At 73.5% G+C, this 24,047-nt stretch carries 16 protein-coding genes, 1 tRNA gene and 2 pseudogenes; 8 read left to right on the top strand and 11 right to left on the bottom strand.

What is annotated here, in order from left to right; genetic code table 11:
- Window positions 1-6: 6 nt before the first annotated feature.
- Together ACA361_RS36830 and ACA361_RS36825 are read right to left on the bottom strand one after the other, a co-directional pair.
- Window positions 7-1,041, bottom strand: a complete 1,035-nt coding sequence (locus ACA361_RS36830; RefSeq protein WP_375019737.1) for a D-alanyl-D-alanine carboxypeptidase family protein — start codon at window positions 1,039-1,041, stop codon at window positions 7-9.
- Between the two features lie 67 nt (window positions 1,042-1,108).
- Complete coding sequence (locus ACA361_RS36825; protein ID WP_375019736.1) at window positions 1,109-1,468, bottom strand: hypothetical protein; 360 nt, start codon at window positions 1,466-1,468, stop codon at window positions 1,109-1,111.
- A 141-nt stretch (window positions 1,469-1,609) separates the two neighbouring features.
- Here ACA361_RS36825 and ACA361_RS36820 point away from each other — a divergent pair.
- A tRNA-Arg gene (locus tag ACA361_RS36820) sits at window positions 1,610-1,685 on the top strand.
- 57 nt (window positions 1,686-1,742) lie between these two features.
- Here ACA361_RS36820 and ACA361_RS36815 read toward each other — a convergent pair.
- Window positions 1,743-4,049 carry a LuxR C-terminal-related transcriptional regulator gene (locus tag ACA361_RS36815; RefSeq protein WP_375019735.1) on the bottom strand — a complete coding sequence of 769 codons (2,307 nt, stop codon included), beginning with the start codon at window positions 4,047-4,049 and terminating at the stop codon, window positions 1,743-1,745.
- A gap of 517 nt (window positions 4,050-4,566) precedes the next feature.
- Here ACA361_RS36815 and ACA361_RS36810 point away from each other — a divergent pair.
- Window positions 4,567-5,409, top strand: coding sequence for an SAM-dependent methyltransferase (locus ACA361_RS36810; protein WP_375019734.1), 843 nt, complete (start codon window positions 4,567-4,569; stop codon window positions 5,407-5,409).
- Between the two features lie 162 nt (window positions 5,410-5,571).
- Window positions 5,572-6,954: a cyclic nucleotide-binding domain-containing protein gene (locus tag ACA361_RS36805; protein ID WP_375019733.1), complete on the top strand. Its 1,383-nt coding sequence runs from the start codon at window positions 5,572-5,574 to the stop codon at window positions 6,952-6,954.
- Here the strand turns inward: ACA361_RS36805 and ACA361_RS36800 are convergent.
- The 4 genes and pseudogenes from ACA361_RS36800 to ACA361_RS36785 all read right to left on the bottom strand — a co-directional run.
- Window positions 6,939-7,532: pseudogene (locus tag ACA361_RS36800) on the bottom strand (phosphotransferase); the annotation flags it as partial. The gene ACA361_RS36805 and the pseudogene ACA361_RS36800 sit on opposite strands and share 16 nt — an antisense overlap.
- Before the next feature lie 44 nt (window positions 7,533-7,576).
- Window positions 7,577-8,077: pseudogene (locus ACA361_RS36795) on the bottom strand (NB-ARC domain-containing protein); the annotation flags it as partial.
- Between the two features lie 255 nt (window positions 8,078-8,332).
- Complete coding sequence (locus tag ACA361_RS36790; RefSeq protein WP_375019732.1) at window positions 8,333-9,580, bottom strand: PP2C family protein-serine/threonine phosphatase; 1,248 nt, start codon at window positions 9,578-9,580, stop codon at window positions 8,333-8,335.
- Window positions 9,581-9,665: 85 nt separating this feature from the next.
- Entirely contained in the window at window positions 9,666-10,520 is an 855-nt protein-coding gene (locus ACA361_RS36785; protein WP_375019731.1) for an STAS domain-containing protein, read from the bottom strand.
- A 503-nt stretch (window positions 10,521-11,023) separates the two neighbouring features.
- Between ACA361_RS36785 and ACA361_RS36780 the strand changes: the two genes are divergently transcribed.
- Window positions 11,024-11,983 carry a serine hydrolase gene (locus ACA361_RS36780; protein WP_375019730.1) on the top strand — a complete coding sequence of 320 codons (960 nt, stop codon included), beginning with the start codon at window positions 11,024-11,026 and terminating at the stop codon, window positions 11,981-11,983.
- 4 nt (window positions 11,984-11,987) lie between these two features.
- On the opposite strand, the gene ACA361_RS36775 is transcribed toward ACA361_RS36780, so the two are convergent.
- Window positions 11,988-13,136: an epoxide hydrolase family protein gene (locus ACA361_RS36775; protein WP_375019729.1), complete on the bottom strand. Its 1,149-nt coding sequence runs from the start codon at window positions 13,134-13,136 to the stop codon at window positions 11,988-11,990.
- Window positions 13,133-13,777 (bottom strand): TetR family transcriptional regulator, encoded by a 645-nt coding sequence (locus ACA361_RS36770; protein WP_375019728.1) that lies wholly within the window; start codon window positions 13,775-13,777, stop codon window positions 13,133-13,135. Before ACA361_RS36770 ends, ACA361_RS36775 begins: the two co-directional genes overlap by 4 nt.
- A gap of 231 nt (window positions 13,778-14,008) precedes the next feature.
- On the opposite strand from ACA361_RS36770, the gene ACA361_RS36765 reads away from it, so the two are divergent.
- The 3 genes from ACA361_RS36765 (at window position 14,009) to ACA361_RS36755 (ending at window position 20,326) form a co-directional block, all read left to right on the top strand.
- The gene (locus tag ACA361_RS36765) at window positions 14,009-15,811 is read left to right on the top strand and encodes an HSP90 family protein (protein WP_375019727.1); all 1,803 of its coding nucleotides are present in this window, start codon (window positions 14,009-14,011) and stop codon (window positions 15,809-15,811) included.
- Window positions 15,808-18,003: a hypothetical protein gene (locus ACA361_RS36760; RefSeq protein ID WP_375019726.1), complete on the top strand. Its 2,196-nt coding sequence runs from the start codon at window positions 15,808-15,810 to the stop codon at window positions 18,001-18,003. The genes ACA361_RS36765 and ACA361_RS36760 overlap by 4 nt, the downstream gene beginning before the upstream one ends.
- Before the next feature lie 421 nt (window positions 18,004-18,424).
- Window positions 18,425-20,326, top strand: coding sequence for a hypothetical protein (locus tag ACA361_RS36755; RefSeq protein ID WP_375019725.1), 1,902 nt, complete (start codon window positions 18,425-18,427; stop codon window positions 20,324-20,326).
- A gap of 7 nt (window positions 20,327-20,333) precedes the next feature.
- Here the strand turns inward: ACA361_RS36755 and ACA361_RS36750 are convergent, their stop codons facing one another.
- Together ACA361_RS36750 and ACA361_RS36745 are read right to left on the bottom strand one after the other, a co-directional pair.
- Window positions 20,334-21,335, bottom strand: a complete 1,002-nt coding sequence (locus ACA361_RS36750; RefSeq protein ID WP_375019724.1) for a hypothetical protein — start codon at window positions 21,333-21,335, stop codon at window positions 20,334-20,336.
- 480 nt (window positions 21,336-21,815) lie between these two features.
- Window positions 21,816-22,040 carry a hypothetical protein gene (locus ACA361_RS36745; protein WP_375019723.1) on the bottom strand — a complete coding sequence of 75 codons (225 nt, stop codon included), beginning with the start codon at window positions 22,038-22,040 and terminating at the stop codon, window positions 21,816-21,818.
- 479 nt (window positions 22,041-22,519) lie between these two features.
- Between ACA361_RS36745 and ACA361_RS36740 the strand changes: the two genes are divergently transcribed.
- On the top strand, window positions 22,520-24,040 hold the full coding sequence (locus ACA361_RS36740; RefSeq protein WP_375019722.1) for a sugar transferase: 1,521 nt from the start codon (window positions 22,520-22,522) through the stop codon (window positions 24,038-24,040).
- The last annotated feature ends 7 nt before the right edge of the window (window positions 24,041-24,047 follow it).

Raw genomic sequence — 24,047 nt, 5'->3', positions numbered from 1 at the left:
GCCGGCTCAGCTCTGGCTCTCGCTGCCGAACTCCCAGTGCCAGGGCTCGTACGGGTTGCTGTAGGCCCAGGCCGGGTGGAACCAGCCGTACCTCTTCGAGTTGGCCTCCAGCCAGTTGAACTGGGCCGTGCTGGCGTTCTCGACGCCACCGCACAGGTCCAGCGCCTGGCCCTTGCCGTGGTTGCTCGTACCGGGCACCGCGGCGAACCCGGGCCGCTGGGCGTACACCCGCTGCTGGTCCGGCAGGCTCCGGTACGAATCCGTCACGCACATGTCGCGGCCGAACCGGCGCTTGTACGCGGCGTTCAGCTTGTAGAAGGCCATCGCCGCGTCGGCGCGCAGTTGCTCGCCCTTCTGCGGCAGCGGGCACAGGTACCGGTCGGGGATCAGGCCGTTGGGGTAGTTCTTGGCGTTGGCCGCGCCGGACCGGTCGCACTTGGCCAGCAGCCGCCGCTCCCGGTCGGCCTCCAGCTTCTTCAGCTTGCCCGACAGCTGCCCGGTGAGCTCCGCCGACCGCTTCTTCAGCGCGTCGATCTCCTGCTGCAGCCGCGTCTGCTCCACCGCGTTCCGCGACTGGAGGTCCTGCGCCGTCGACGCCAGCTGCTGCCGCCGCCGCTGCAGCTCGTCGGCCTGCTTCACCAGTGTCTGCTGCCCGTTGGCGATGTGCGTGACGTCCGCCGTCGCCCGCAGCGCCTCACCGGCGTCCCCGCCACCGAAGATCGACATCGATCCGGCGGCGCCGGGCTGCTGGTACGACATGTTCGCGAGCCGGGCCAGCGGCTCCCGGATCCGGTTGAGATCCGCCTCCGCCTTGGCCAGGTCCTTGAGCGTGTCCCGCAGCCTGTCCTGGGAGCTCGCAAGATCCTTCTTGCGCTTCTCCATCTTCCCGGTGGCCTTCGCCAGCTCACTCCGCGCCTTGGCGGCGGCGGCACGCAGCTCCTTGACCGGATCCTCGCGCGCGGCGGCCCCACCGGGCAGCGCGAACACCACCGCCATCACCAGGAAGACCGCGGTCAGCGCCGCCGACCGAGGGATTGGCACAGTGGTTCCTCCTGATGCCCAAAAGCACGACAGCGGCAGGAACGCTACTACATGTTCCCGAACGACTTCACCGAGTCCGGTAACCGTTACGCTCGCACCACCGCTTGAGCCACGGAACCTCGTTCCACCGCCGGGGGCACTCGCGCCGCGTCCGCCGCTCCGGCCTGCCCTCCGGCCCGCTCTCGCTCGGCCGCACCCGCTGCGGCGCCCGGGTGGCCGGCGGCACCGTCGTCGGCACCGGCCGCGGCGGCACGTACTCGCCCTGCGTGGGATGCGTCTCCGGCGGATTCGGCGTGCTGGGCCGGGCCTGCACGCCCTGCGGCCGCGCCACGGGCTCCGAGCCGCCGCCGCGCACCCCCACCACGACCAGGCCGATCACGAGCACGGCGATCGCCCCGCCGATCACGTACACCCACTTCGACCGCACGGACCGAAGCGTACCGACCTACCCCCTCCCGCACCTAATGCCCGGAGACCCCCTCCGCTCGCATAAGAGGGAGCGTTCACCCGCGCCTTCCCTTACCCTGTGAGGTGCCGTCCGCTACGCTCTTCCGGCGAGCGACGACATGCCTCCGTAGCTCAGGGGATAGAGCACCGCTCTCCTAAAGCGGGTGTCGCAGGTTCGAATCCTGCCGGGGGCGCCATTCTCGGCAGGGCGGGCCGGTGCGCGGGAGCGCGGCCGGCCTTTCGCGTTCCGCGGGTCAGGGCTGGCGCTCGGTGATCCAGACGGCTATCTGGGCCCTTGAGGAGAAGCCGAGCTTGGCGAGGATGTGCTCGATGTGCGAGTCGGCGGTGCGCTTGGCTATACACAGGCGGTCGGCGATGTCGCGGTTGGAGAGGCCCTCGGCGACCAGGGCGGCGACCTGGAGTTCGCGGTCGGTCAGGGGCCCGTTGGGGCGCGAGGCGGCGGATGACGGGTCGTCCAGGGCCAGCTCGATGGCCTGGGGCAGGGGGAGCTGCTCGCCCTCGCTGAAGGCGGCGCGGTAGCGGTCCTCGCCCATGGCCTGCTTGGCGCTGTCGATGTGGGTCTCGCGGAGCAGGGCGTGGTACGGGCCGAACCAGGACGTCTGGGTCGCCTCCCGCATGCGGTCGGCGGCGCCGAGGAGCCGGACGGCGCGGGCGTACTCGCCGCGGCTGGACAGGCACGCGGCGATCGACTCCAGGCCCAGCGTGATCCCCAGCCGGTCGTCGAGGTCGCGCTTGACGCGCAGGGCGCGGGTGAGGCGGTCCAGCGACGCGTCGAGGTCGCCGGCCAGCCACAGGGCGAGGCCGCCGACCAGCATGCCGTACGAGCGGACCCACAGCTCGCCGCGGCGCTCCCCCGCCCGCACGGCCTCGTCGGCGTGGGCGACGGCGGCGGCGTGGTCGTTCCGGAAGAGGTGCGCGAGGGCGCTGAAGACGTCGATGAGGAGGAAGAGGACGTCCTCGCGGCCGGTCTCGCGGAGGAGTTCGCCGGCTTCGGCGAGGAACCGGAGGGAACCGTCGAAGTCGCCCTCGAAGAGGGCCACGATGCCCTGGCCGGTGAGGGCGTGGACGGTGCCCTCCGGGTCGCCGTCGGCCTGGGCCTGGGCGTGGGCGCGGGCGAGGAGTTCGGTGGCGGCGGTGACGTCGTTCTGGAGGGTGCGCATCAGGGCGGCCACCGCGATGAGGGCCGACCAGCCCTCGGTGGTGGTGTCGCGGGCTTCCAGCGCCCGGTCCATCCAGTGGCGGCCCTCGCCCATCGTCCCGTTCAGGGCCCAGAGGCGGGCGAGGGTGCCCATCGCGTCCCGGAACGCGTCCGGCTCGGCCGTCGCCAGGACGTGGCCGAGGACGGCGCGGATGTTGGCGCGCTCGCGGGCGAACCATTCGAGCCACCGCACCTGGGCCGCGCGGTACAGCTCGGCGCGGCACGACCGGAGGCGCTCGGCGTACCAGGCGAAGCAGCGGTGGCGGAACCGGCCCTCCTCGTCCCGCGCGGCGAGGCGTTCGGCGCCGTACTCCCGCAGGGTGTCGAGCATCCGGTAGCGGACGCGGCCGCCGTGGTCGGCGCGCTGCACGATCGACTTCTCGACCAGGCCCGTCACGACCTCGACGACGTGCTCGGGCGGCAGGTCGCCGTCCGAGCAGACGTGCTCGGCCGCGTCGAGGTCGAAGTCGTGGGCGAACACCGAGAGCCGGGCCCACAGCAGCCGCTCCCCGGCCGAGCAGAGCTCGTGGCTCCAGTCGACCGCCGCGCGCAGCGTCTGGTGGCGCGGCAGGTTCGTCCGGCGGCCGCGGACCTGGAACAGGTGGGTGCCGAGGCGGCCCAGCACCTGCTCCTCGGAGAACGCCCGCAGCTGCACGGCGGCGAGTTCGATCGCGAGCGGGATGCCGTCGAGGCGGTCGCACAGGCGCACGACCGTCTCGCGGTTGCCGCGGGTGAGCGTCCAGCCCTGGACGGCGGCGGCCGCGCGCTCGGCGAACAGCCGTACCGACTCGCACTCCGCGCCGTCCGACCCGGCCGCGGAGCGGTTCATCGGGGCGATCGTGACGAGGTGCTCGCCCATGACGTCGAGCGGCTGGCGGCTCGTCGCCAGGACGCGCAGCCCGGGAGCGGTGCCCAGCAGCGCCTCGGTGAGCATCGCGCACGCGTCCACGACGTGCTCGCAGGTGTCGAGGACCAGCAGCAGCCGCCGGTCGGCGAGGTTGTCGGCGAGGCGGACGGCGGGATCGCCGCCCTGCTCGGTGACGCCGAGCGCCTCGCAGACCGCCTGGGCCAGCAGCGACGGCTCGGTGAGGCCGGACAGCGACACGAACGCCACGCCGTCGTCGAACGTCTCCCGCGCCCGGGTCGCGGTGCGCACCGCGAGCCGGGTCTTGCCGACGCCGCCCGGCCCGGTCAGCGTGACCAGCCGGTGCGTCCCGATCAGCAGACGGATCTGGTCCAGTTCCGTCTCCCTGCCGACGAAGCTGGTCAGCTCCGCGGGCAGTCGTCCCGTCTGTCGTTCCAGCGTCATGAAGCGCGACACGGCCGCCTCCGAGTCAGCCACCGCCGGGACCCCGGCTACCGGACACCCAGAAGTGTAGTCATCGCACCACGGACGGCTACAGCGATCGCCAAGTGGCGCGGGCCGGAATCGGTCCGTTTCGCGGTGTTTCCGAGGATCGGTACGGCGCTTCGGTACATCTACCGATGCGGTCCGGGCGCGGCCGGACGACCATGGGCGGTGGCCGAGCGGGGCACGTGCCGTCCGCCCTCGGGCGGTGGGTGTCCGCGTGATCCATGGGCGCGTGTCCCGCTGGGCCGTCCACCGGTGTTCCCGCGCGGTACGCCGGTCCGGTGGCCGGGGTCGGGGGGGTCCCGGCCGCCGGGCAATCGCCGCGTTCCGCGATTTCGCCGCGGCGCCGGAGAACCGTTCACGTGACCATTTCCGATTACCGGATGTGCGGGTCCACTGTCGCTCCGTCGACGTTTAGAGGGAAGGGGTGAACGGCCGGGGACGAAAGCCGCGGGATCGCACCCGAAGATCGTTCTAGCCGATACGCTCTCCGCGGGAGGGCAGAGCGATGGACGACTACACGCCGGTGGAGATCCCCGAGGACGTGCCGACCTCGGCGCGCACGTACGGGTGGATGCTGGGCGGCAAGGACAATTTCGAGGTGGACCGGCAGTTCACCATCGGAATGCTGGAGCAGTTCCATTCCGGTGTGGACATCACCCGGGAGAACCGCCGCTTTCTCTACCGGGCCGTCCGGTACATGGTGCAGGAAGCGGGCATCCGGCAGTTCATCGACATGGGGTGCGGGCTGCCGACCAACAACAACGTGCACCAGGTGGCGCAGGCGTTCGCCCCCGAGACGCACGTCGTGTACGTCGACAACGACCCGATCGTCCTCGCCCACGGGCGCGCGCTGCTCACCACCGACCAGAGCACCACGATGATCCATGCCGACTTCCGGGACCAGGAGGCGCTGCTCGCCGAGCCCGAGCTGCGGCGGCTGATCGACTTCGAGCGGCCGGTGGGGATGCTGTTCCTGTCGGTCGGCCACCACTTGATGGACGAGGACGGCCCGGCCCGGGCGCTCGGCGAGATCATCGGACGGGCGGTGCCGGGCAGCCACCTCGCGTTCAGCCAGATGGTGTGCACGCGGGACGAGCAGCGCGCCGAGATGAACGCCCAGTTCAACGCCGCCGGGATGCAGATGCGGCTGCGTTCCGTCGAGGAGGTCGAGGCGATCCTGCCCCCTCTGGAGCGGGTGGAACCGGCCTGCCTCAACGTCAAGGACTGGCGCCCCGACCCCGGCCAGCCCGCGCTGGACCCGGTGCCCCCCGAGCTGCAGAAGTACGTGGGCCGCTCGGCCCTGGAGCCGTCGATCTACGAGTACGGCGGCCTGCTCCGCAAGGTCTGACCGCCGCGATCGAGCCTCCGCCCGGTACCGCCACCGGCCGGAGGCTTTTCGCGTTCCCAGCGGTTCCCGGAATCCGGTCCCGCGCCGGGCGGCGGGCGTGTCATGTGACGCAGAACGGACGGCCGCCGCGGTGATAGGCACGGAGGGGATGGGAGGGCGGCCATGGGATCCGAGGTGGCGGCGCGGCCGTTCTGGCCCGCGCTGAGTGAACCGGAACGGCGCGCGCTGAGCGGCCTGGCCGAGCGCGGCACGTTCGAGGCGGGCGACGTCCTGTGCCGCGAGGGCGACCCGGCGGTACGGGTCATCGTGGTGCTGGCGGGTTGGACGAAGGTGTCGCTCGCCCCGGGCGGCGGCGGGGGCGGGGGCGGCCGGGAGCGGATCATCGCCCTGCGCGGGCCGGGCGACCTGGTCGGCGAGCGCGCGGCGCTGCGGGTGCGGTCGCGGTCGGCCACGGTCGTCGCGCTCGACACGGTGGAGGCGCTGATCGTCCCGGCGGTGGACTTCGCGGTGTTCCTCGACGGGCACGAGCGCGTGTACGAACTCCTGGAACGGCAGCTCTACGGGCGGCTCACCGAGGAGCGGTACGGCGAGACCGCACCCGAGGAGCGGATCGCCGGCCGGCTCGCCGGTCTCGTCCTGCCGCGCGGGCACCGGCTGACGCTGCCCGTCACCTGCCAGGACATCGCCGACTTCACGGACGTCCCGGACGCGGACGTCGAGCAGATCATGGCCGTCTGGGAGCGGAGCGGCCTCGTCCGCGTCACGCCGCACAGCCTCACGGTCCTGGACGCGCACGCCCTCCAGGGCAGCACCGCGCCGCCCGCCCGGTACGACTGGGGCGGGCAGAACTGCTCGGTCCTGTTCACCGACGTCGCCCGGTTCAGCGATCCGTCCCGCGACGACCGGGACCGCCTGCTCGTACGGCAGGTGCTGTACGAGACGCTGCGGCGGGCGTTCGGGGACGCCGGGCTGGACTGGGACCTCGTCTACCGCGAGGACCGCGGCGACGGGACGCTCATGGTCGTGCCGCCGTCCGTGCCGACGGCGTCCCTGGTCGATCCGCTGCTCCGGCACCTGGCCGCGGGGGTCGACCGGCACAACCGCGACGCCGCCGAGGCCGTGCGCGTCCAGCTCAGGGTCGCCCTGCACGTCGGCCCGGTCGTCCCGGACGGCAACGGCGTCGCCGGCGAGGCGGTCATCCGGACGGCCCGCCTGCTGGACGCGCCCGCGTTCAAGAAGGAGCTGGAGGCCACGGGCGCGGACCTCGGCTTCATCGCCTCGCGGTTCGTGTACGACAGCGCCGTCAGGCACTCGACCGATCCGGCGCCGTACCGCGAGGTCGAGGTCCAGGTGAAGGAGACGGAGACGACCGCCTGGATGTACTTCGCCCACGGCGCCCGCCCCCTGCACCTGCGCGAGCAGGCCGTACGCTCCTCATCCCGGAACGCGCAGGCCACCGGCACCGGAGCCGGCACGGTCTTCGCGGGCCCCGTGGACGTGGCGGGGGACCTCGTCCTCGGCGACAAGATTCAGTACGACCACTGACCCGTCCCGCGCCGCTCGACCTCGCGCAGCAGGGTCCGCCACTTCCCGGGCGATCGGCTGAGCGCCAGGTTGCGCGCCGGGACGTAGTGGAGCATCCATGCCACCGCCGCGCGGTCCGCCTTGATGTCCATCGCGCTGAGGTACGCCTCGATGAACTGCTCGACCGCGTCCGGCGAGCCGTCACCCTGATCGAGCCATCTGAGATGGAAGGCCGCGAGCGTCGCGTCGTACAGGAAGTGGTCGCGGCGCGCGAGGTCCCAGTCGATGACCTCGACGATCTCGCCGTCCCGCACCAGGATGTTGCGGGGCCGGTAGTCCTGGTGCGTGCTCCCGGTGAGCCCGAGTTCGATGCCGCCGGCCTGCGCTCCGAGGCGTTCCAGGACGCGCCGGACCGCGGCGGGGTCACCGGGCGTCTCGGGGTCTTCCGGCCGGAGCCGCCGGCCGCGCATTCCGGCGAGGAACGCGTCCCGGTCCCGCAGCACGCTCTCGACCGGCCAGTGGTACGGCGCGAGCCCGGCGAAGTCGCCGAGCCGGGGCGGCAGGTCCTTGACCGCGTCGTGGATGCGCGCCAGCTCGTAGGCGGCCTCCCCTGATCAGGCGGGGGGCGCGCCAGTTCGAGCGCCTCACGGGCGGGCAGCGGCCGCAGCGGCACCGTCCGCGCGTGGTCGCGGGCGACCAGGCCGACCGGTTCGTCGCGCGCGGTCACCACGACCACGCAGGACGGCCCTCCCGGCAGGAGCGGGTGCACCTGCTCGAACCCGGCCGCGTCGTCGAGCAGGATGAGGATCCTCTTCCTGGCGAGCTGGGAGCGGTAGAGGGCGGCCAGCTCGTCCTCGTCCACCGGGATCCGGCCCGCGGGGACGTTCAGCGCGCGCAGCGCCTGGCCCAGCGCCTCCCGCGGGGTGAGCGCGGCGCGGTCCGAGTGGCCGCGCAGGTCGATGAAGAGATGGCCGTCGGTGAACCGGTCCGCGTTCAGGTGGGCCCAGTGGACGGCCAGCGCGGTCTTGCCGACGCCGGGCATCCCCGTGATGGCGATGATGAGGGGGGACAGCGAGCGCCGGTTCTCCTCCGCCAGCTCGTCGAGCCTGGCCAGGTGGTCCGCCCGGCCCGAGAAACCGTGCACGTCCAGCGGCAGCTGCCTGGGCGGTTCCGGCGGGGCGGGCACGGATCCGGCGCCGCCCACGTGCACGATCTTGTCGCGCGCGACGGCGTCACCACCGAATCTCGGTCCCGTGTCGCCGGGAAAGGCGGCCACGTCGCTTCCTCACTGCGCGGTACCCCCGCCGAGGAGACTAGAGCGGCGGGCCGCGGCAGGCTGTGTCCGCTGGCACAGTGCCCCTCCCTTGCCCGTCCCCTTGCCCGTTCCTTCGCGAGAAAGTCAGGGAAGGCCGACGAGGGCTTCGGCCTCGCCGGTGTGGAACGGGGCGGGGCCGTGCCATTCGAGGAGCAGGACGGTGGCGTCGTCGTTCAGGCGGCCTTCGTGGTAGTCCAGGTGGTGGCGGATGAGGCGGCGCAGGGTCTCGGGTACGGGCAGGCCGTCGGCCTCGTGGCGGACGAGGAAGTCGATGAAGCGTTCCAGGCCGAACTCGCGGCCCTCGGGGCTGCGGGCCTCGGTGATGCCGTCGGTGTAGAGGACCAGGCGGTCGCCCGGCTCCAGCTGGTCGTGGCAGACGGTGCCGGGGAGGCCGAGGCCGAGCCCCATCGGCGGCGCCGGGGGGCATTCCAGCCGCAGCGTGCGGCCGTTGCGGATGATGACCGGCGGGTGGTGGCCGCGGGTGAGCCAGCTCAGCTGACCCGTAGCGGTGTCGAGGACGCTGAGGATGCCGGTGGCGAACCGGTTCTCGAACTGCTCGCACAGCACCTCCTCGATGTGCTCGGCCGTCCCGGCCAGGTCGTCGGCCTGGCGGCGGTGGTTGCGGCAGGCGGCGACGGCGAGGTTGGCGGTGAGGCCGGACGCGGCGTCGTGGCCCATGGCGTCGAAGATGCTCAGATGGACGCTCTCGCCGCTGACGGCGTAGTCGAACGCGTCGCCGCTGATCTCGTACGCGGGTTCCAGCACGGCGCTGATCACGACCCGGTCGGTGGCGAACGTCCGCGGCGGGATGAGGCGCCACTGCATCTCGGCGGCCACGTTCATCCGCCGCCGCCTGATCAGCCGGGCGTGCGCGTCGCTGACGTCGCGCTTCGCGGTGACCAGGACGGCGATCGCGCCGGCCAGCTCCCGCATGAGGCTCACCGCGTGGTCCCCCTTGGCCTCCGCGGTGGCGACGCGCAGGACGCCGAGCCGCTCGGTGCCGTTCAGCAGCGGGACCCACCAGCGGGACGACGGGGACCCGTCGCGCGCGGCCGGGACGATCTCGCCGTGCTGGAACGCGCGGCCCGGGACCGTTCCGGAGATCGGTATCTCGCCCGGCTCGTCGCCGGGGTCGGCGTTGGCGTCCAGGCCCTTGCCGGTGACGAGGAAGAGCGACTCCTCCTGGAGGTCGGCCAGGTAGATGAGGAGGCCGTCGAGGCCCGCGTGGGCGGCGTGCTCGGCGGCGATCCGCGGCAGGCTCTCGAACGTGTACCGGTGGCTGGCGCCGAGCAGCCCGGCCAGCATCCGTTCACGTCCCGAGGCTCGCCTCATGCGCTACGAGGTACCCCTTCGGTATCACGGGAAATCATGGGCGCGCCCCCGCTCCCGCGGCGGGCGGGGGCGGGGGCGCGCGGTGTCACAGCGCGGTCAGCGTGCCCGCGGCGGGCGCGGCGGCCGGTGCCGGTGCCGGGACGGCGAGGCGGCGGCACGACTGGAACGCCGACCGCAGCCCCTCCCGGTCGATGATCTGCCGCAGCCGCGGCGGTACGCCCGCCAGCGACAGGCAGCCGCCCTCGGCGGTGGCCCGCCAGCGGATGCCGAGCAGCACCGGGAACGGGTCGCAGCGGACCCGGATCCGGTCGTGCATCCGCACCATGAGATGGTGCGCGTTCCGTTCGATCATCGAGGTGAGCGCCTCGCCGAGCCGGCTGGTGGCGGCCTCGTCCAGCACCCCGCCGACCGAGACGACCAGGTGGCCGTCGGCGGGCTCGGGCGCCGTCTCGATCGTTAATTCGGTGTCCGGCAGGTACGTCGACAGCCGGTTGTCCTCCGGGTACAGCGCCCGGATCGCGTCCAGGACGTGCGTGCCGTCGGCCGCCGCGCGGCGGCGGTGCGGCCGCGCGGGCGGCGGCGCGGTCGCCGACTCCAGGTGCGGGTACATCGGCACCAGCCGCGCCAGCCCGGTGACGTGCAGCGCCTGCCGGATCCGCAGGGCGGGCGCCGGGACGACGATCCGCAGCGTCCGGCCGAGCAGGTTCGCCCGGGTCTGCGTGCGGGCCAGCAGCACCAGGCCGGCCGCGTCCAGCAGGACGGTGTCAGTGAGATCGACGACCAGCCCGGACGGGTTCCGCCCCGGCTCCGTGGTCAGTGCCTCGCACAGGGCCTCCCGGATCGCCGAATAGTTGTGCCAGCCCGTTGCCGGTGGCAGCGTGAGAACGACGAATCCTCGTTCGGTCCTGGTCCGCAGACCTTGCACGGTGGTCTTTTTCATCGGTCATTTCTCTTGTCGGCGCGGATACGGGACGCTTCGTTCCCTTGACGATCCCGGAGAGCCGGGACAGGGCGAGACCCTCGATGGTCTCCGTCTCGGGCCGGATGCCGAGATGCACGCAACAGCTCCAGAGGTCGTCTATGCAGCGTCGCACGGTCTCGACGGGTACCTCGGCGAAGTCGGCGTGCAGGCCCGCCACCAGGCCCTCGCGCGTTCGTCCGAGCGGCACCGGCTCTTCCTCATGGTCCACTGCCCCCTCCGATCACATCGGGCCGATCACACGTCGGGCCCCGTCCTCCGGGGCGTCGAAGGCGCCGGAGGAACCTTGAACTTTGCACGGACCTACCCGAACCGGGCACGGAAAAGAGCGTGCCGGTGAAAATAACGACCATATTTGCGTCGCCGGTCGGCAATTCCCCGCGCGATCGGATTGACTTGCGCGGGGCGGGCGGGCGCGCGGAGGCAAACACAGAGGTAACGCGCGCCTCGCGAGACTCGCCGCCATGCGACGCCGAGTACCGTTCCGCCGGGCCGTGGCGGCGGCCGCCACCGCCGTGGCCTGCGCCCTGCCGGCCGCCGCGTCCGCCGGGCCGCCGAGCCTGCATGATGGGGCGGTGCCCGTCCCCGGCCCCGAGGTCCCCGTGACGCCGACGCCCGTACCGCCCGATCCGTCGCCGTCGCCTCCGGCGCTCACGGCGGAGCGGCGCGAGAGGCTCGCCCGTTCCCTCGACCGCTACCTGGAGGGGCGGCGGGGCCGGCTGTCGGTGGCGGTGCGCGACCTGGAGACGGGCCTCGGGTTCTCGTACGAGCCGCGGCTGCGGACCGCGACGGCCAGCATCGTCAAGGTCGAGATCGTCGTCGCGCTGCTCCTCAAGGCCCAGCGGGAGGACCGGGCGCCGACGGCCGCCGAGCGTTCCCTGGCCGAACGGGCGGTCACGGTCAGCGACAACGACGCGGCCACCGCGCTCTGGCACGCGATCGGCGGCGGGCGCGGCCTGGCGAGGGCCGGGAAGAGGCTCGGGTTCGAGGACACCGAGCCCGGCCCCGGCACGGCGTGGGGCGCGACCACCACGAGCGCCGCCGACCAGGTGCGGCTGCTGGCCGCGCTCGCGGCCGAGGACGGCCCGCTGACCGAGCGGAACCGCCGGTACGTCCTGGACCTGATGGAGAAGGTCGCGCCCGAGCAGGCGTGGGGCGTCAGCTCCGCGGCCGGGCAGGACGCGGCGGACACGGCGAACGCGGAGGTCGCGCTCAAGAACGGCTGGCTGCCGCGCGAGGTGGACGGCGGCGCCTGGACGGTCAACAGCATCGGCCGCGTCCGTACCGGCGGCCACGACCTCCTGATCGCGGTCGTCTCCGACCGGCATCCGTCGATGGCCGCGGGCGTGGCCGCGGTCGAGCACGCGGCCGCCGCCGTCGCCGGCGCGCTCGCGGACGCCGCCGACGCCGCCGCCTCCCGCTGAGCCGCTACCGGATCAGGCGGAAGAACGCGCGCAGATCGTGCACGAACGACTCGGGCTGCTCGGACGCGGCGAAGTGCCCGCCCTTCTTCGCTTCGTTCCAGTACCGGATGTCGGTGTAGCGGCGCGCCGCCCAGCGCCGCGACGGGCGCGGCATCTCCTTGGGGTAGATCGAGCATCCGGCCGGCACGTCCACGGTGCCGGGCGCCGACTCGGTGAACCACTTCTGGACTTCCCTGATGCTCTCCCAGTACAGGCGGGCCGAGGACGCGCCCGTACGGGGGAGCCAGTACAGCATCACGGCGTCGAGCAGCTCGTCCCGCGTGAACGCGTTCTCGGGATGGCCGTCGCAGTCCGACCAGGCCCGGTACTTCTCGACGATCCACGCGCACTGCGCGGCCGGCGAGTCGACCAGCCCGTAGCCGAGGGTCTGGGGCCGGGTCGACTGCTGCGCCGAGTAGCCGTCCTCCCATTCGGCGGCGCGTTCCAGGTCGGCGAGCGCCGCCCGCTCCGCCTCGGTGAGATCGTCGAACGTCGCCGGGTCGGGGGCGGCGATCGGCGGGCTGAGGTGGATGCCGGCGACCCGGGCGGGAGCGCGCTGGGCCATGCTCGTCGTGACGCTGGTCCCCCAGTCGCTGCCGTGCGCGCCGAAGCGCTCGTACCCGAGGCGCTCCATCAGTTCGAGCCAGGCGTCCGCGATGCGGTGCACGTCCCAGCCGGCCCGGTCCGGCTTGCCGCTGAAGCCGTACCCGGGCAGGGTCGGGAGGACGAGGTGGAAGGCGTCCGCGGCGTCGCCGCCGTACGCGGGCGGGTCGGTCAGCGGCCCGGTGACCTTCAGGTACTCGGCGAGGGAGCCCGGCCACCCGTTGGTGAGGACCAGCGGGAACGCGCCGGGATGCGGCGACCGGACGTGCGCCAGGTGGACGTCCAGCCCGCCGATCACGGTGCGGAACTGCGGCAGCGCGTTGAGGCGCGCCTCGGCCGCCCGCCAGTCGTACTCCTCCGCCCAGTACCGGCACAGGTCCCGCAGGTAGCCGAGCGGTACGCCCTGCGACCAGTCGTCCACCGTCTCGCGCTCGGGCCAGCGCGTCCGCTCCAGCCGCGCGCGCAGGTCCGCCAGCTCGTCCTCGGGGACGTCGATGCGGAACGGCCTCATCCGGCGTCCGGCGGCGGGGCCTGGGGGCCGCCGGTGACGACGAGGCGGGCCAGCATCGCGCGGCGCAGCTCGGCGTACGCGGCGTCCAGGTCCAGCGCCCTGGACTCGATCAGGTACTGGTGGACGATGCCGCGCAGCGAGCCGAGCAGCCAGATCGCCAGGCCCTCGGGGTCGACGTCCGGCTGGACGAGGCCCTCCTTCTGGCCCGTCTCGATGTGCTGGGCGATCCGCTCGCGCAGCCGCCGGTGCAGGGCGGCGAAGTCGGCGCGGATGGGCGAGGCGGGGCCGATGGCCTCGTACAGCAGCGCGTCGTAGAGAGCGAAGAAGGTCGGGTCCTCCTCCAGGGCCGTGCGGTGCGCCCGGAGCGCCGCGTCGATCGCGTCCTCCAGGCTGCCGGCGCCCTCTTCGAGGCTGGGCAGGAACGCGCCCTCCTCCCACTCGTCGGTGAGGATCTCGACGATGGCCGACAGCAGCCCGTCCTTGGAGCCGAAGTGCAGCGTGACGGCACCGCGGCTCTGCCCGACGCGGGCCCCGATCTCGGCCACGGTCGTGCTCTGGTATCCCTTCGCGGCGAACAACTCGACGGCGGCCTCCAGCAGCCGCCGGTGCGTCGTCGCCGTACGTTCCGCCTGCGTTGGCACCGTCTTCTCCCTTGGGCACGCGCGACATGGCGGAGTTCTCCGTCGAACCCCAGGTTACGGCGATTCGGGCGCGAAGTCATTATCCTGCGCCATACCTGGGCTGAATGTCACTTATTTACCGGATGCCCCGTACAGAGATCATCCGAATCCGGCTGCCGAGGCACCGTCCCTTACGGCATGGTTTATCCCTATTGGTAACCACGGGGTTCCACGGGCGGGAGGCGGCAACCGGTGCGTCACGGCTTCAGCGTCGATCTGCGGGGGATCATCGACCTGCTCGGACGGCATCTCTACCCGAGCCCGCGCGCCTACCTGCGGGAGCTGCTGCAGAACGCGGTGGACGCGCTCAGCGCCCGGCCGCCCGCCGACCCGCGCATCCTGATCCGGCCGCCCTCGGTCACCGGGGACGGCTCGCTGCACGTCCTCGACAACGGCATCGGCCTCACCGAGGCGCAGGTCCACGAGCTGCTCGCCACCATCGGCCGCTCGTCCAAGCGGGACGAGCTGGGCTTCTCGCGCGGGCAGTTCCTCGGCCAGTTCGGCATCGGCCTGCTGTCGTGCTTCCTGGTCGCCGACGAGGTCGAGGTCGTGACCCGCAGCGCGGACGGCGGCGGCACCGTCCGCTGGACCGGCCACGCCGACGGCCACTACACCGTCGAGCCCGCCGGCCCCCGGGCCGAACCGGGCACCACCGTCGTGCTGCGCCCCCGCCGCGGATCCGAGCACTGGCTGTCCGACGCCACCGTCACCCGGCTCGCCGGCGACTTCGGCTCGCTGCTGCCGTACCCGGTCGAGGTCGGCGACCGCCTGGTGACCACCGGCCCGCCGCCCTGGCAGGACGAGTACCCCGATCCGCGCGCCCGCCGCGAGGCGCTGCTGAAGTACGCCGAGGAGGCGCTGGAGTTCCGGCCGTTCGACGTCATCGACCTGAACGTGCCGGCGGCCGGGCTGACCGGGGTCGCGTTCGTGCTGCCCACGCCGCTGCCCGCGAGCGCCCGCGCGTCGCACCGCGTCTACCTCAAGCGGATGCTGCTCGGCGAGCGCGTCGAGGGACTGCTGCCGGACTGGGCGTTCTTCGCCCGCTGCGTGGTCGACACGAGCGAGCTGCGCCCCACCGCCGACCGCGAGCAGCTGTACGCCGACGACCTGCTGGAGGAGACCCGCGAGGCGCTCGGCGCGCAGCTGCGGACCTGGCTGGTCGGGCTGTCGGCGACGAGCCCGGCCCGGCTGAACGGGTTCCTGTCCGTGCACCACCTCGGCGTGAAGGCGCTGGCCGTCCACGACGTCGAGATGCTGCGGCTGGTGGACCGCTGGATGCCCGTCGAGACCGGCGACGGCGACATGACGCTCGCCGAGTTCCGGCGGCGGCACGGGACCGTCAGGTACGCGCCGAGCGTCGACGAGTTCCGCCAGTTCGCGCAGGTCGCGGCCGCGCAGGGCGTCGGCCTGGTGAACGCCGGATACTCCTACCTCGCCGAGATCCTCAACCGGCTGCCGCTGCTCGACCCCGAGATCGAGGTGCGGCGGCTGGACCCCGCCGAGCTGGCCACCCGGATGGACCCGCTCGACCCCGCCGCCGAACCCGCCGTGCAGCGGTTCCTCGTGCACGCCCGGCGCGCGCTGGACCGGCTCGGCTGCGAGCCGGTCGTCCGGGCGTTCCAGCCCGTCGCGCTGCCCGCCCTCTACCTGGCGGGCAACGAGGCCGTACGGCAGGCGGAGCGGCGGGCCGCGGCGGAGTCCGCCGACGGCGCCTGGGCCGACATGCTCGACGGCCTCGACGGGATCGCCGGCGGGCCGCCGCCCGAGCCGGCCCGCCCGCAGCTCATCCTCAACCACGACAGCCCGCTGGTACGGCGGGTGATCACGCTGACCGACCCGCTGCTCGTCCGCCTCGTCGTCGAGGCGCTGTACGGGCACGCGCTCCTGCAGGGCCACCACCCGATGCGCGCGGCCGACACCGCCGCGCTGAACCGCTCGTTCCTGGGTCTCGTCGAGTGGGCCGTGCACGACAACGACGCAGAGGACGACCGATGACCCGTTCACCCGAAGAGCTGCGCGAGCTGCTCGCCGACGCGGAGGAGATGCCCGAGGGCGAGGCGAAGGTGGGCGCCGTCCAGGACGTCCTCCGGCGGGCGGAGGCCGCCGCCCTGCTCGACATCGAGATCGAGGCCCGGCTGGTCCTGGTGGACGCGCTGATGGTGCTGGCGCAGAACGCCGAGGACGTCAACGCCGTCATCACCGCGTTCACCCGCAACGTCGCCCTGTACGGCAAGCACCCGGAGCTGTTCGACGACTACCTGCTGGACGGGCTGTGGCGGCAGTTCGCCGCGCAGGGGATCGTGCTGAGCCTGATGGTGGAGTACCCGCTGCGCCTGGTCCACGGCGTGTTCGACGACATGGAGCGGCGCTGCCGGCCCGACCGCGACGACCTGCACACCGTCCACTCGATCCGGCTGCTGCTGGCGGACCTGTCCGGCGACCGGGCGGCGGGCGACCGCTCCCTCGCCGAGCTGCGGCACCGCGAGGCGGCCGACTACGCGTGCCCGGCCTGCCTGGCCACGTTCCAGGTGCGCTTCCTGGCGGCCACCGGGCGCGACGCCGAGGCGATCGAGCTGGCGCAGCCGATCCTGAACGGCGAGATCCCGTGCGACACCGGCATCCAGCCGGCCGAGACGCTGCACGTCCTCCAGTCGTGCCACCTCCGCACCGGGAACCTGGACGAGGCGCGGGACGCGCACCGGCTCGCCTACCGCGGGCTCGACCACGACAACGAGAGCGACGTCGCCCAGCACCTCGTCTTCTGCGTGCTGTCCGGCAACACCGAGCGCGCGCTGTCGATCGTCAAGCGGGACCTGGTGCTGTTCGAGGGCACCCCGACCACGATGTACGAGCTGGAGCTGTCGGCCGCGGCGGCGATGGTGTTCGGCGCGCTGGCGGACGAGGGGCGCGGGGACGAGGTGCTGTTCTGGCCGGCCAACCCCGACTTCCCGGAGGACGAGGACGAGGAGTGGACGTTCGCCGAGCTGCGCGACGACTTCGCCCGCGACACGGCGGAGCTGGCCGCGCGGTACGACGCCCGCCACGGCAACACCCACATCGGGGACCGGATGCGCGCCACGATGGAGACCCGCGCGATCGTCCCCGAGCTGCCGCTGACGCCCCTGGCCGCCCGCCGCAAGGAGCTCGCCGAGGCCGCCGCCGCGCGGCCCGCCCCGGACGCCGCGCCGGCCGGGGCGGGCGCGGAGGCCGACGCGGAGGCCGAGGCGGACGCCGAGTCGGCGGCGCGGGAAGAGGAGGACGCGCTGAACGAGGCCCTCGGCCACGCCCGGCGCGGCGACGAGCTGCTGAACTCCGGCCGCGCCGGCGACGCGATCGGCGCGTTCATCGAGGCCACCGCGCGGTTCACCGCCCTCGGCCAGACCCGGCTGGCCACGCACGCGCGGGTCGATCTGGCGACGGCGTACCTGACCGCGGGCCGCGCCCTGGACGCGGCCGAATGCGCCGAGGAGGCCCTCCCCGACGTCTCCGCCGAGGACGACGCCGAGTACACCGGCATGCAGGCCCGCTGGGTGCTGGCCTGCGCGTACCCGGACCTGGACCAGCCCGACGACGCGCTCGACCGGCTGGCGGAGATGGCCGACCGCACCGCCGACCCGGCCATCCTCGGCCGGCTGGACCGGCAGGCGGCCGGCGTCCTGTCGGCCGAGGACCGCGACGCGGAGGCCGCCGAGCGGTACGCGGCCGCCGCCGGCCGCTACGCCGAGGCCGGCAACGCGTTCGAGGAGGCGGTGTGCCTGCGGCAGGCCGCGCTCGCGCACTGCTGGGCGGGGGACGTCGACACGGCGCTGGCCACGGCGGAACACGCCGGCCGGGTCGCCGAGCGGTTCCCCGCCGAGGAGGCCGAGCGCGGCAGGTGGGAATCGGCCGTCCTGCAGTACGACACCGCCCGCATCCTCGCCGCCCACGACCGCCTGGACGAGGCCGCCGACGAGGCGGCGCGGGCGGCCGAGACGTTCCGGGGCACCGGCGACCGGGCGTTCGTCACCCGCTGCGAGCTGCTGGCCGGGCGGCTGCGGTACGGGCTGGAGGACCCCGGCGGCGCGGCGGCGGCGCTGCGGCGCGCCCTCGCCGAGCCCGCCGACCCGGACGGCGACGAGGAGAACGCCGCCGAGCGGAGGCGGGCGGCGGAGCTGCTGGCGGAGGTCGCCGGGGAACGGAGCGCGTGACGCCGATCCTGACCGCCGAAACACAACGGCGATGAAATGCACGTGCACGCCATTTCGATCGGCCGGCATTTCGCGTTATCGAAAACGCGGCCGGAACCGGCCGCGGCCCGGTTCGCGGGACTCCCGGGCCGTACCCATCGGTGACACTGGAGCATGGGGCGGAACCGAATCCCCGCGAGGCGGCGCGGGGCCTGCGAGGCATCCTCTCACCTGCCCGTGCCCGTACCGGGGCGGGGCGGGAGGGCCGATCCTCGCGGCCGATCCTTCCCTCCTTCCGCTCCCCCGCCCGGCCCGTACGGCCGGCACCGTTCCGACAGCGTGTCCGGCGTCCCGCCGGTGACGAATCGGGAGACAAGCCATGGCGACCCCCACGCCGGCTCAGGTGGGCAGGACCAACCCCCCGCTGCCCCCCGGTACAGAGGTGTGGATCCCCGCAGTCGGCGACACCGTCGTCGCAGGGTCCGAGATCAGTCCGGGCGGGTACGTCTACTACCGCTGCGCGGGAGTCCGCGACCTGGTCAGCGGGATGACCGTGTACCGGCGGTGGGCGGTGACCCCCGCCCCGCCCGCCGACCCCGTCCCGCCGTCGATGACGGGCGGCCGGGTCGCGCCGGGCCGCGACGTCGCGTACGCGGTGCACGCGGACGAGGCGGCGTCCGAGCCGGCGCAGCACATCGACCGGCGCACCCCGGCGTTCCTGCGCCGCCGCCGTGAGCGGGCCCGGCAGCTGGTCTTCGGGGCGGACATGTCCAACCATCCGATGGTCACGCCTCCGCTGTTCTCCCGCGACCACCGGTTCACCGAGCTGGCCCGCCTGATCGTCAACGGGTACGGCGTCAACGAGGACGGGCTGAGCTTCCAGGTCACCGTGCTGTGCAACCTCGGCCATGTCGCCCGCCCGCACGACCTGATCCTGGTCACGCTGGACGGCCCGGCCGGGCGCCGGCTGGACACCGTCGCGATCCTCACCCCGCCCCCCGACCAGAACGTCTGCACGTTCTCGGCGTCCTACACCTGGAACCAGCTCGCCAAGCTGCTCGGCGTACGGCGGTCGGCGGAGGTGTCGGCGCGCGACGCCGTGCTGGAGGTCCTGCCGCAGGCCGGGCTCACCGCCGAATGGTGGGACAACAAGACGGGGCGCAACGAGCCCGCCCACTACAGCGGCGGCCTCGACCAGAAGAACGGGTCCGGCCGCATCGACCTGCGGCCGATCACGGTCGAGGACCTGAAGGAGTCGGAGACCGCGGCCAAGCCCGCGTGGCACGCGGGCGAGCCGCTGCGCGAGAACCGGCCCGTCTACCGGGCGTTCCGGGACGTGCTCCAGCCGGGCATGGAGATGACGACCTCGCTGGAGGCCCAGTCCGAGTTCCTGATCAGCGCGGAGCAGCACGTCTCGGTCGTCGCGCAGCTGCGCGCGCTGTTCGTCCGGCCGGACGACCTGCGGCCGCTGAACATCGAGCTGATGTCGGCCGAGCACATCCGGCGCTGCACCGACACGTACTACGACGTCCCCGCGCTGACCCTGCTGCGGTACGCGGTCGTCCTCCGCCGCCGGCAGGTCAACACCGACGAGAAGGGCACCTTCCACCTCACCGCCAAGGGCCGCAGCGTGGTCAAGGCGCACCCGTCCGGGGAGCGGATCCGGCTGGTGTCGCGGATCCACCCGATCGAGGACGCCGATCCGCGCCGGCTGGCCGAGTTCCTCGCCGACGACGGCATCGACAACGCCTTCGGCCGGGTGCTGGCCGACGGGCTCGGCCGGCACCGCGGCGAGCTGGCCGAGCCGAAGGGCTGGAAGGACCTGGCCCCGCGGCTCGTCGTCACCGCGCAGCGGGTGCGGTACTCGTTCGAGCTGGCGCACTCGACGACGGTCGACCTGTGCGCCGACTCGGCCACCGGCGCCGACCCGGTGAGCGGGCGGTCCCGGACGATCCACACCGTCTCGTTCACGCTCGCCCATCCCGGGTTCTTCTCCAGCGACACCTCGGTGCCCGAGCCGCTGTTCCCGCCCTCGCCCGGCACCACGGCGCGCGCCGGGCGGGACGTCCGGATCCCCGCGGCGGCGGGCCCGGCCCTGGCGACCGGGACGCCGGCCGTGCCGGCCGTGCCGGCCGGACCGCCGAGCCGGCGGGCCCTGGTGACGCGGCCGTACCACGTGCCGACGGACCTCGACGACCCCGCGCTGTTCGACACCCCTTCCTACCTCCAGTACCAGGAGGCGCGGGACCGGATGCTGCACTACCTGTTCGGGTACGCGTCCAAGGACCTGGCGCCCGGCGGCAACAAGGGCACCGCGCTGGCGAGGCTGCTGAGGCTCATCTGACGCGCCGTCAGCGGCGGGCGCCGTAGAGCTCGATGAGGCCGCGATGGTCGCCCTTGCCCAGGGTGGCGGCGCGGTCGTCGCAGAGGTGGACGAACGGGCTCATCGACAGCCACTCGTGCCGCTTGCCCTCGATGTGCCGGAGGCCGAGCGCGTGGAGCGTCTCGTGGGTGACGACCGCGACGGCCTCGTACCGTCCGGACGGGCATCCCGGCACGGGCTGCGGGCCGCCCCGGCGCGGGACGCGGGGCGTCCACCAGCGCTTGCCGCGGGTCTGGACCGCCATGTCGCTCTCCAGCGTGCCGCCCGCCCGGTGCCACAGGCAGGTGACCGCGAGCGCGTCGGCCTCCAGCCGGGCGAGGGCGTCCCAGCCGAACGCGTTGACGCCGTCGCGGGCCTCGCAGGCGCCGGCGGGGTCGACGTTCGGCCGCTTCGCCGTGGTGCCCGCGTACCGCTGCCGGATGTCGGGCTTGGGGTGGAAGCTCCGGGCGCCCTTGACGCAGTCGGTCCGCACGCCGAACGCGCCGGCCACGCCGCGCCGCACGGCCCGCGCGGCGCGGCGCGCGCTCAGGCCGCTGTCCCGCACGGTGCCGCGGTAGTAGTGCCAGGAGACCGTCGAGCCGCGCCGCCACCTGCTCGTTCCGAGCCTGCGGCCGTCGTCGGTGCAGCCGCCGGCGGTGGTGCGCACGTGGCGGGGGCGGTCCGCCGGCAGCCGGCTGGCGCCCTCGGTGATGGTGGCCGTGCGCGCCGCCGGGTCCACCCGGATCTCCAGCTCCGTGGCGCCGTCACGGCGCAGCAGGTGGGCGGCCACCGAGCCGCCGTCCCGGGGGACGCGGACGGCCGCGCCGTTCGCGCCCTTGACCAGCCTGCCGCGCAGGTCGCAGCTCCGCAGGTCGACCACCCGGGGCAGCGCCCCGGCCCGCAGGCCGGGGCCGGGCGCGCACCAGCCGGGCGGCCCTGCCGCCGGTGCGGCCGCGGCCGGGACCAGTAGCGCGGCCGCGAGCGCGGCCACCGACGATATCGCCCTAAATGTATGGGCCCTCGAATTCCATGACTTCACATGGCATTTCTGAACCTGCCGCCCGGCCGGTAAAACCACAGATCATCAAAGAGGCGGTTGCCTCCGGTTCCCGGCACGCGGAGCCGACGCCGCCGCTTTCGGCGGTCCTCCACCCGTGCCGTCAGGCTGGACGGTCACCGTCCAGGGCGCCATGCCGGCGGCACTCAGCACGATCTTCGACCCGGGCTCCCCGGCACCGGACTGGACGCCAGCGGGACCAGTAGCATGCTCGCCGATCCACATAACCCCAGGCCAGAGGGCTTTATTGAGCCTGACCGCAGCATCCAAAGCAGGCAGAACCGGCAACAAGGCATACAAGTCACCCAAATGCGAAATGACCGCAGCCGGGGAGGGGTGCGTCATCCGCGGGCGGCCTGAAAAGGGGGAAGGGCCCCGCCGGACGGCGGGACCCTTCCTGTTTCTGGTCTGAGATCAGTCCTCGGTCTGAGTCTCGTTCTTCTCGACGTCGGACGAGCCGTTGAGGCAGTCCTCCATCTCGAGCGGCGAGATGATCGGGATGACCGGGAGCTGGCAGATCTGGACGCCGAGGCCCTGCTCGTTGGTGACCTCCTGGACCTCCGTGCTCTCGACCTCGTCGCCGTCTCCGCCGTGGGCCAGAGCGGGACCGGCGCCCAGCAGCGCCCCCCCGACTGCCATGGCCAGAACGCCTGTCGCGGCGAGTCGCTTCATCATGTTGCCCTCCTGAGCTCATGTGCGCAGAGTTTTCGAAAGCTCCACGGATACGCGATTCCGCAGTGCTTCGACAGTGGTAACACAGATCCCGCGGCCGTCGCGAAGTACATCGGGCCGAAAACTGGGAACTTGAAGTGATCATTACATTCCGATTGCGCCGGACAGAGATTCAGCCACTTCATTTCGACGCAAATGGCGCCGGCGACCCGGCGCTCACGGCGCTTATCGAGTTGCCGACCTGCGTGTTCGCCACCACAGAGAACGCGCCCCGGCACCGCCACGTTTCCGGCACCACGGTCATTCTCAAGAGCACGTTGACCTTTGTTAAAGGCATGGGACCCGTGCGGCGCCGCCCCGCACCTTCTCTTGATCAGTACCCGCAGACTCGAATCCGATCCGATGACAGGGCAGCCGGCTGGCCCCTCTTTGAAAGGACGGCCGAGATGGGCTCACAGGGGCTGAGCGTCCCCTCGATCGGCACCGGCGCCGCACCTTCCGGCGCGCGCCCGGCGCCCGGCGGTGAGGGCGGCCCGCTCCCGTCCGAACCCCGTGCCCGCCCGCGTGGCACCCGTACGGCACGCCCTCTCGTCCGGCCCGTCCTCTACCCGCTCGCGCTCGGCGCGGCCGACGGCCTGTCCATGGCGTCGGCGGTGGCGCTCGCGACCGCGGCCGGCGGCGCCGGCGCGCCGGTGGCCCTCGCGGCGGGCGCGGCCGTCACGGGGCTCAACGCCGTCGGCGGGCTCTACCGGCGCCGGCTGAGCTCCTCGCTGCTCGACGACGCGCCGTCGCTGGCCGTCCGCGCCGCCGCGGTCGCGGCGCTGGCGGCGGCGCTGCTCCCCGCGTCCCGGGGCGCGGAGGCCCTCGGCGCCGCGCCGCCCGCTCCGCGCGACCTCGCCGCCACCTGGTTCTGGATCATGCTGCTGCACTGCGTGCTCGCCGGGACCGGCCGCACCGTCGCCGCCGCGGGCCGCCGGGCCGCCCGCCGGACCGGCGCGGCGCGTCCCGCCGTCATCGTCGGTACGGGCCCGACCGCCGAGCACCTGATCCGCGTGCTGCGGCAGCGGCGCGAGTTCGGGCTCGTACCGGTCGGCCAGGTCCTTCCCGGCGGCGACGACGGGCCGCTCCCCGGGCTGCCCGTCCTCGGCCCGCCTCCCGCGTTGCGGGAGGCCGTGCTGGACCGCCCGGCCGCCACCGTCGTGATCGTCATGGACGGCGTCCGGCGCCCGCAGCTGGACGCGTTCGTCCGCGCCTGCTCGGTGCTGCCGTGCGAGACGCTCCTGGTCCTGTCCACGCTCGACCTGATCACCGGTGCCGGGCCGGGCCGGCGCGTCGAGTACCTGGCCGGCCTGCCCTGCCTGCGCCTCGGCTCGCGGACGGGAGAGCGGCTGGCGCGGGCCGCCAAGCGCGCGTTCGACCTGGCCGCCGCGAGCGCCGCGCTCCTGCTGGCCTGGCCCGTGATGCTGGCCTGCGCCCTCGCCGTACGGCTGGAGGGCGGCCCGGGCGTGTTGTTCCGGCAGCGCCGGGTCGGCGCCGGCGGCCGGCAGTTCGTGCTGCTGAAGTTCCGCTCGCTGCGGCCCGCCGACGAGCACGAGGCCGACACCCGCTGGTCGGTGGCGGGCGACGACCGGCTGGGGCCGGTGGGCCGGTTCCTGCGCGAGACCTCGCTGGACGAGCTGCCGCAGCTGTGGAACGTCGTGCGCGGCGACATGAGCCTGGTCGGGCCGCGGCCCGAGCGCCCGCACTTCGTCCGGCTGTTCACCGAGACCTGCCCCGAGTACGCGCTGCGGCACCGGGTGCCCGCCGGCCTGACGGGCCTGGCGCAGGTGCACGGCCTGCGCGGGGACACCTCGATCGAGCTGCGCGCCCGCTACGACAACCGCTACATCGACACCTGGTCCTTCCGCGCCGACCTGAAGATCCTGCTGATGACCGTGCGGGCCGTCCTGACGAGGAACCCGTGCTGACAGGGGC

This window comes from Actinomadura sp. 21ATH, from assembly GCF_041951345.1.
Classification (GTDB): domain Bacteria; phylum Actinomycetota; class Actinomycetes; order Streptosporangiales; family Streptosporangiaceae; genus Spirillospora.
The sequence above is the reverse complement of the archived record's forward strand: the minus strand, read 5'-3'. Positions and strand labels throughout refer to the sequence as shown.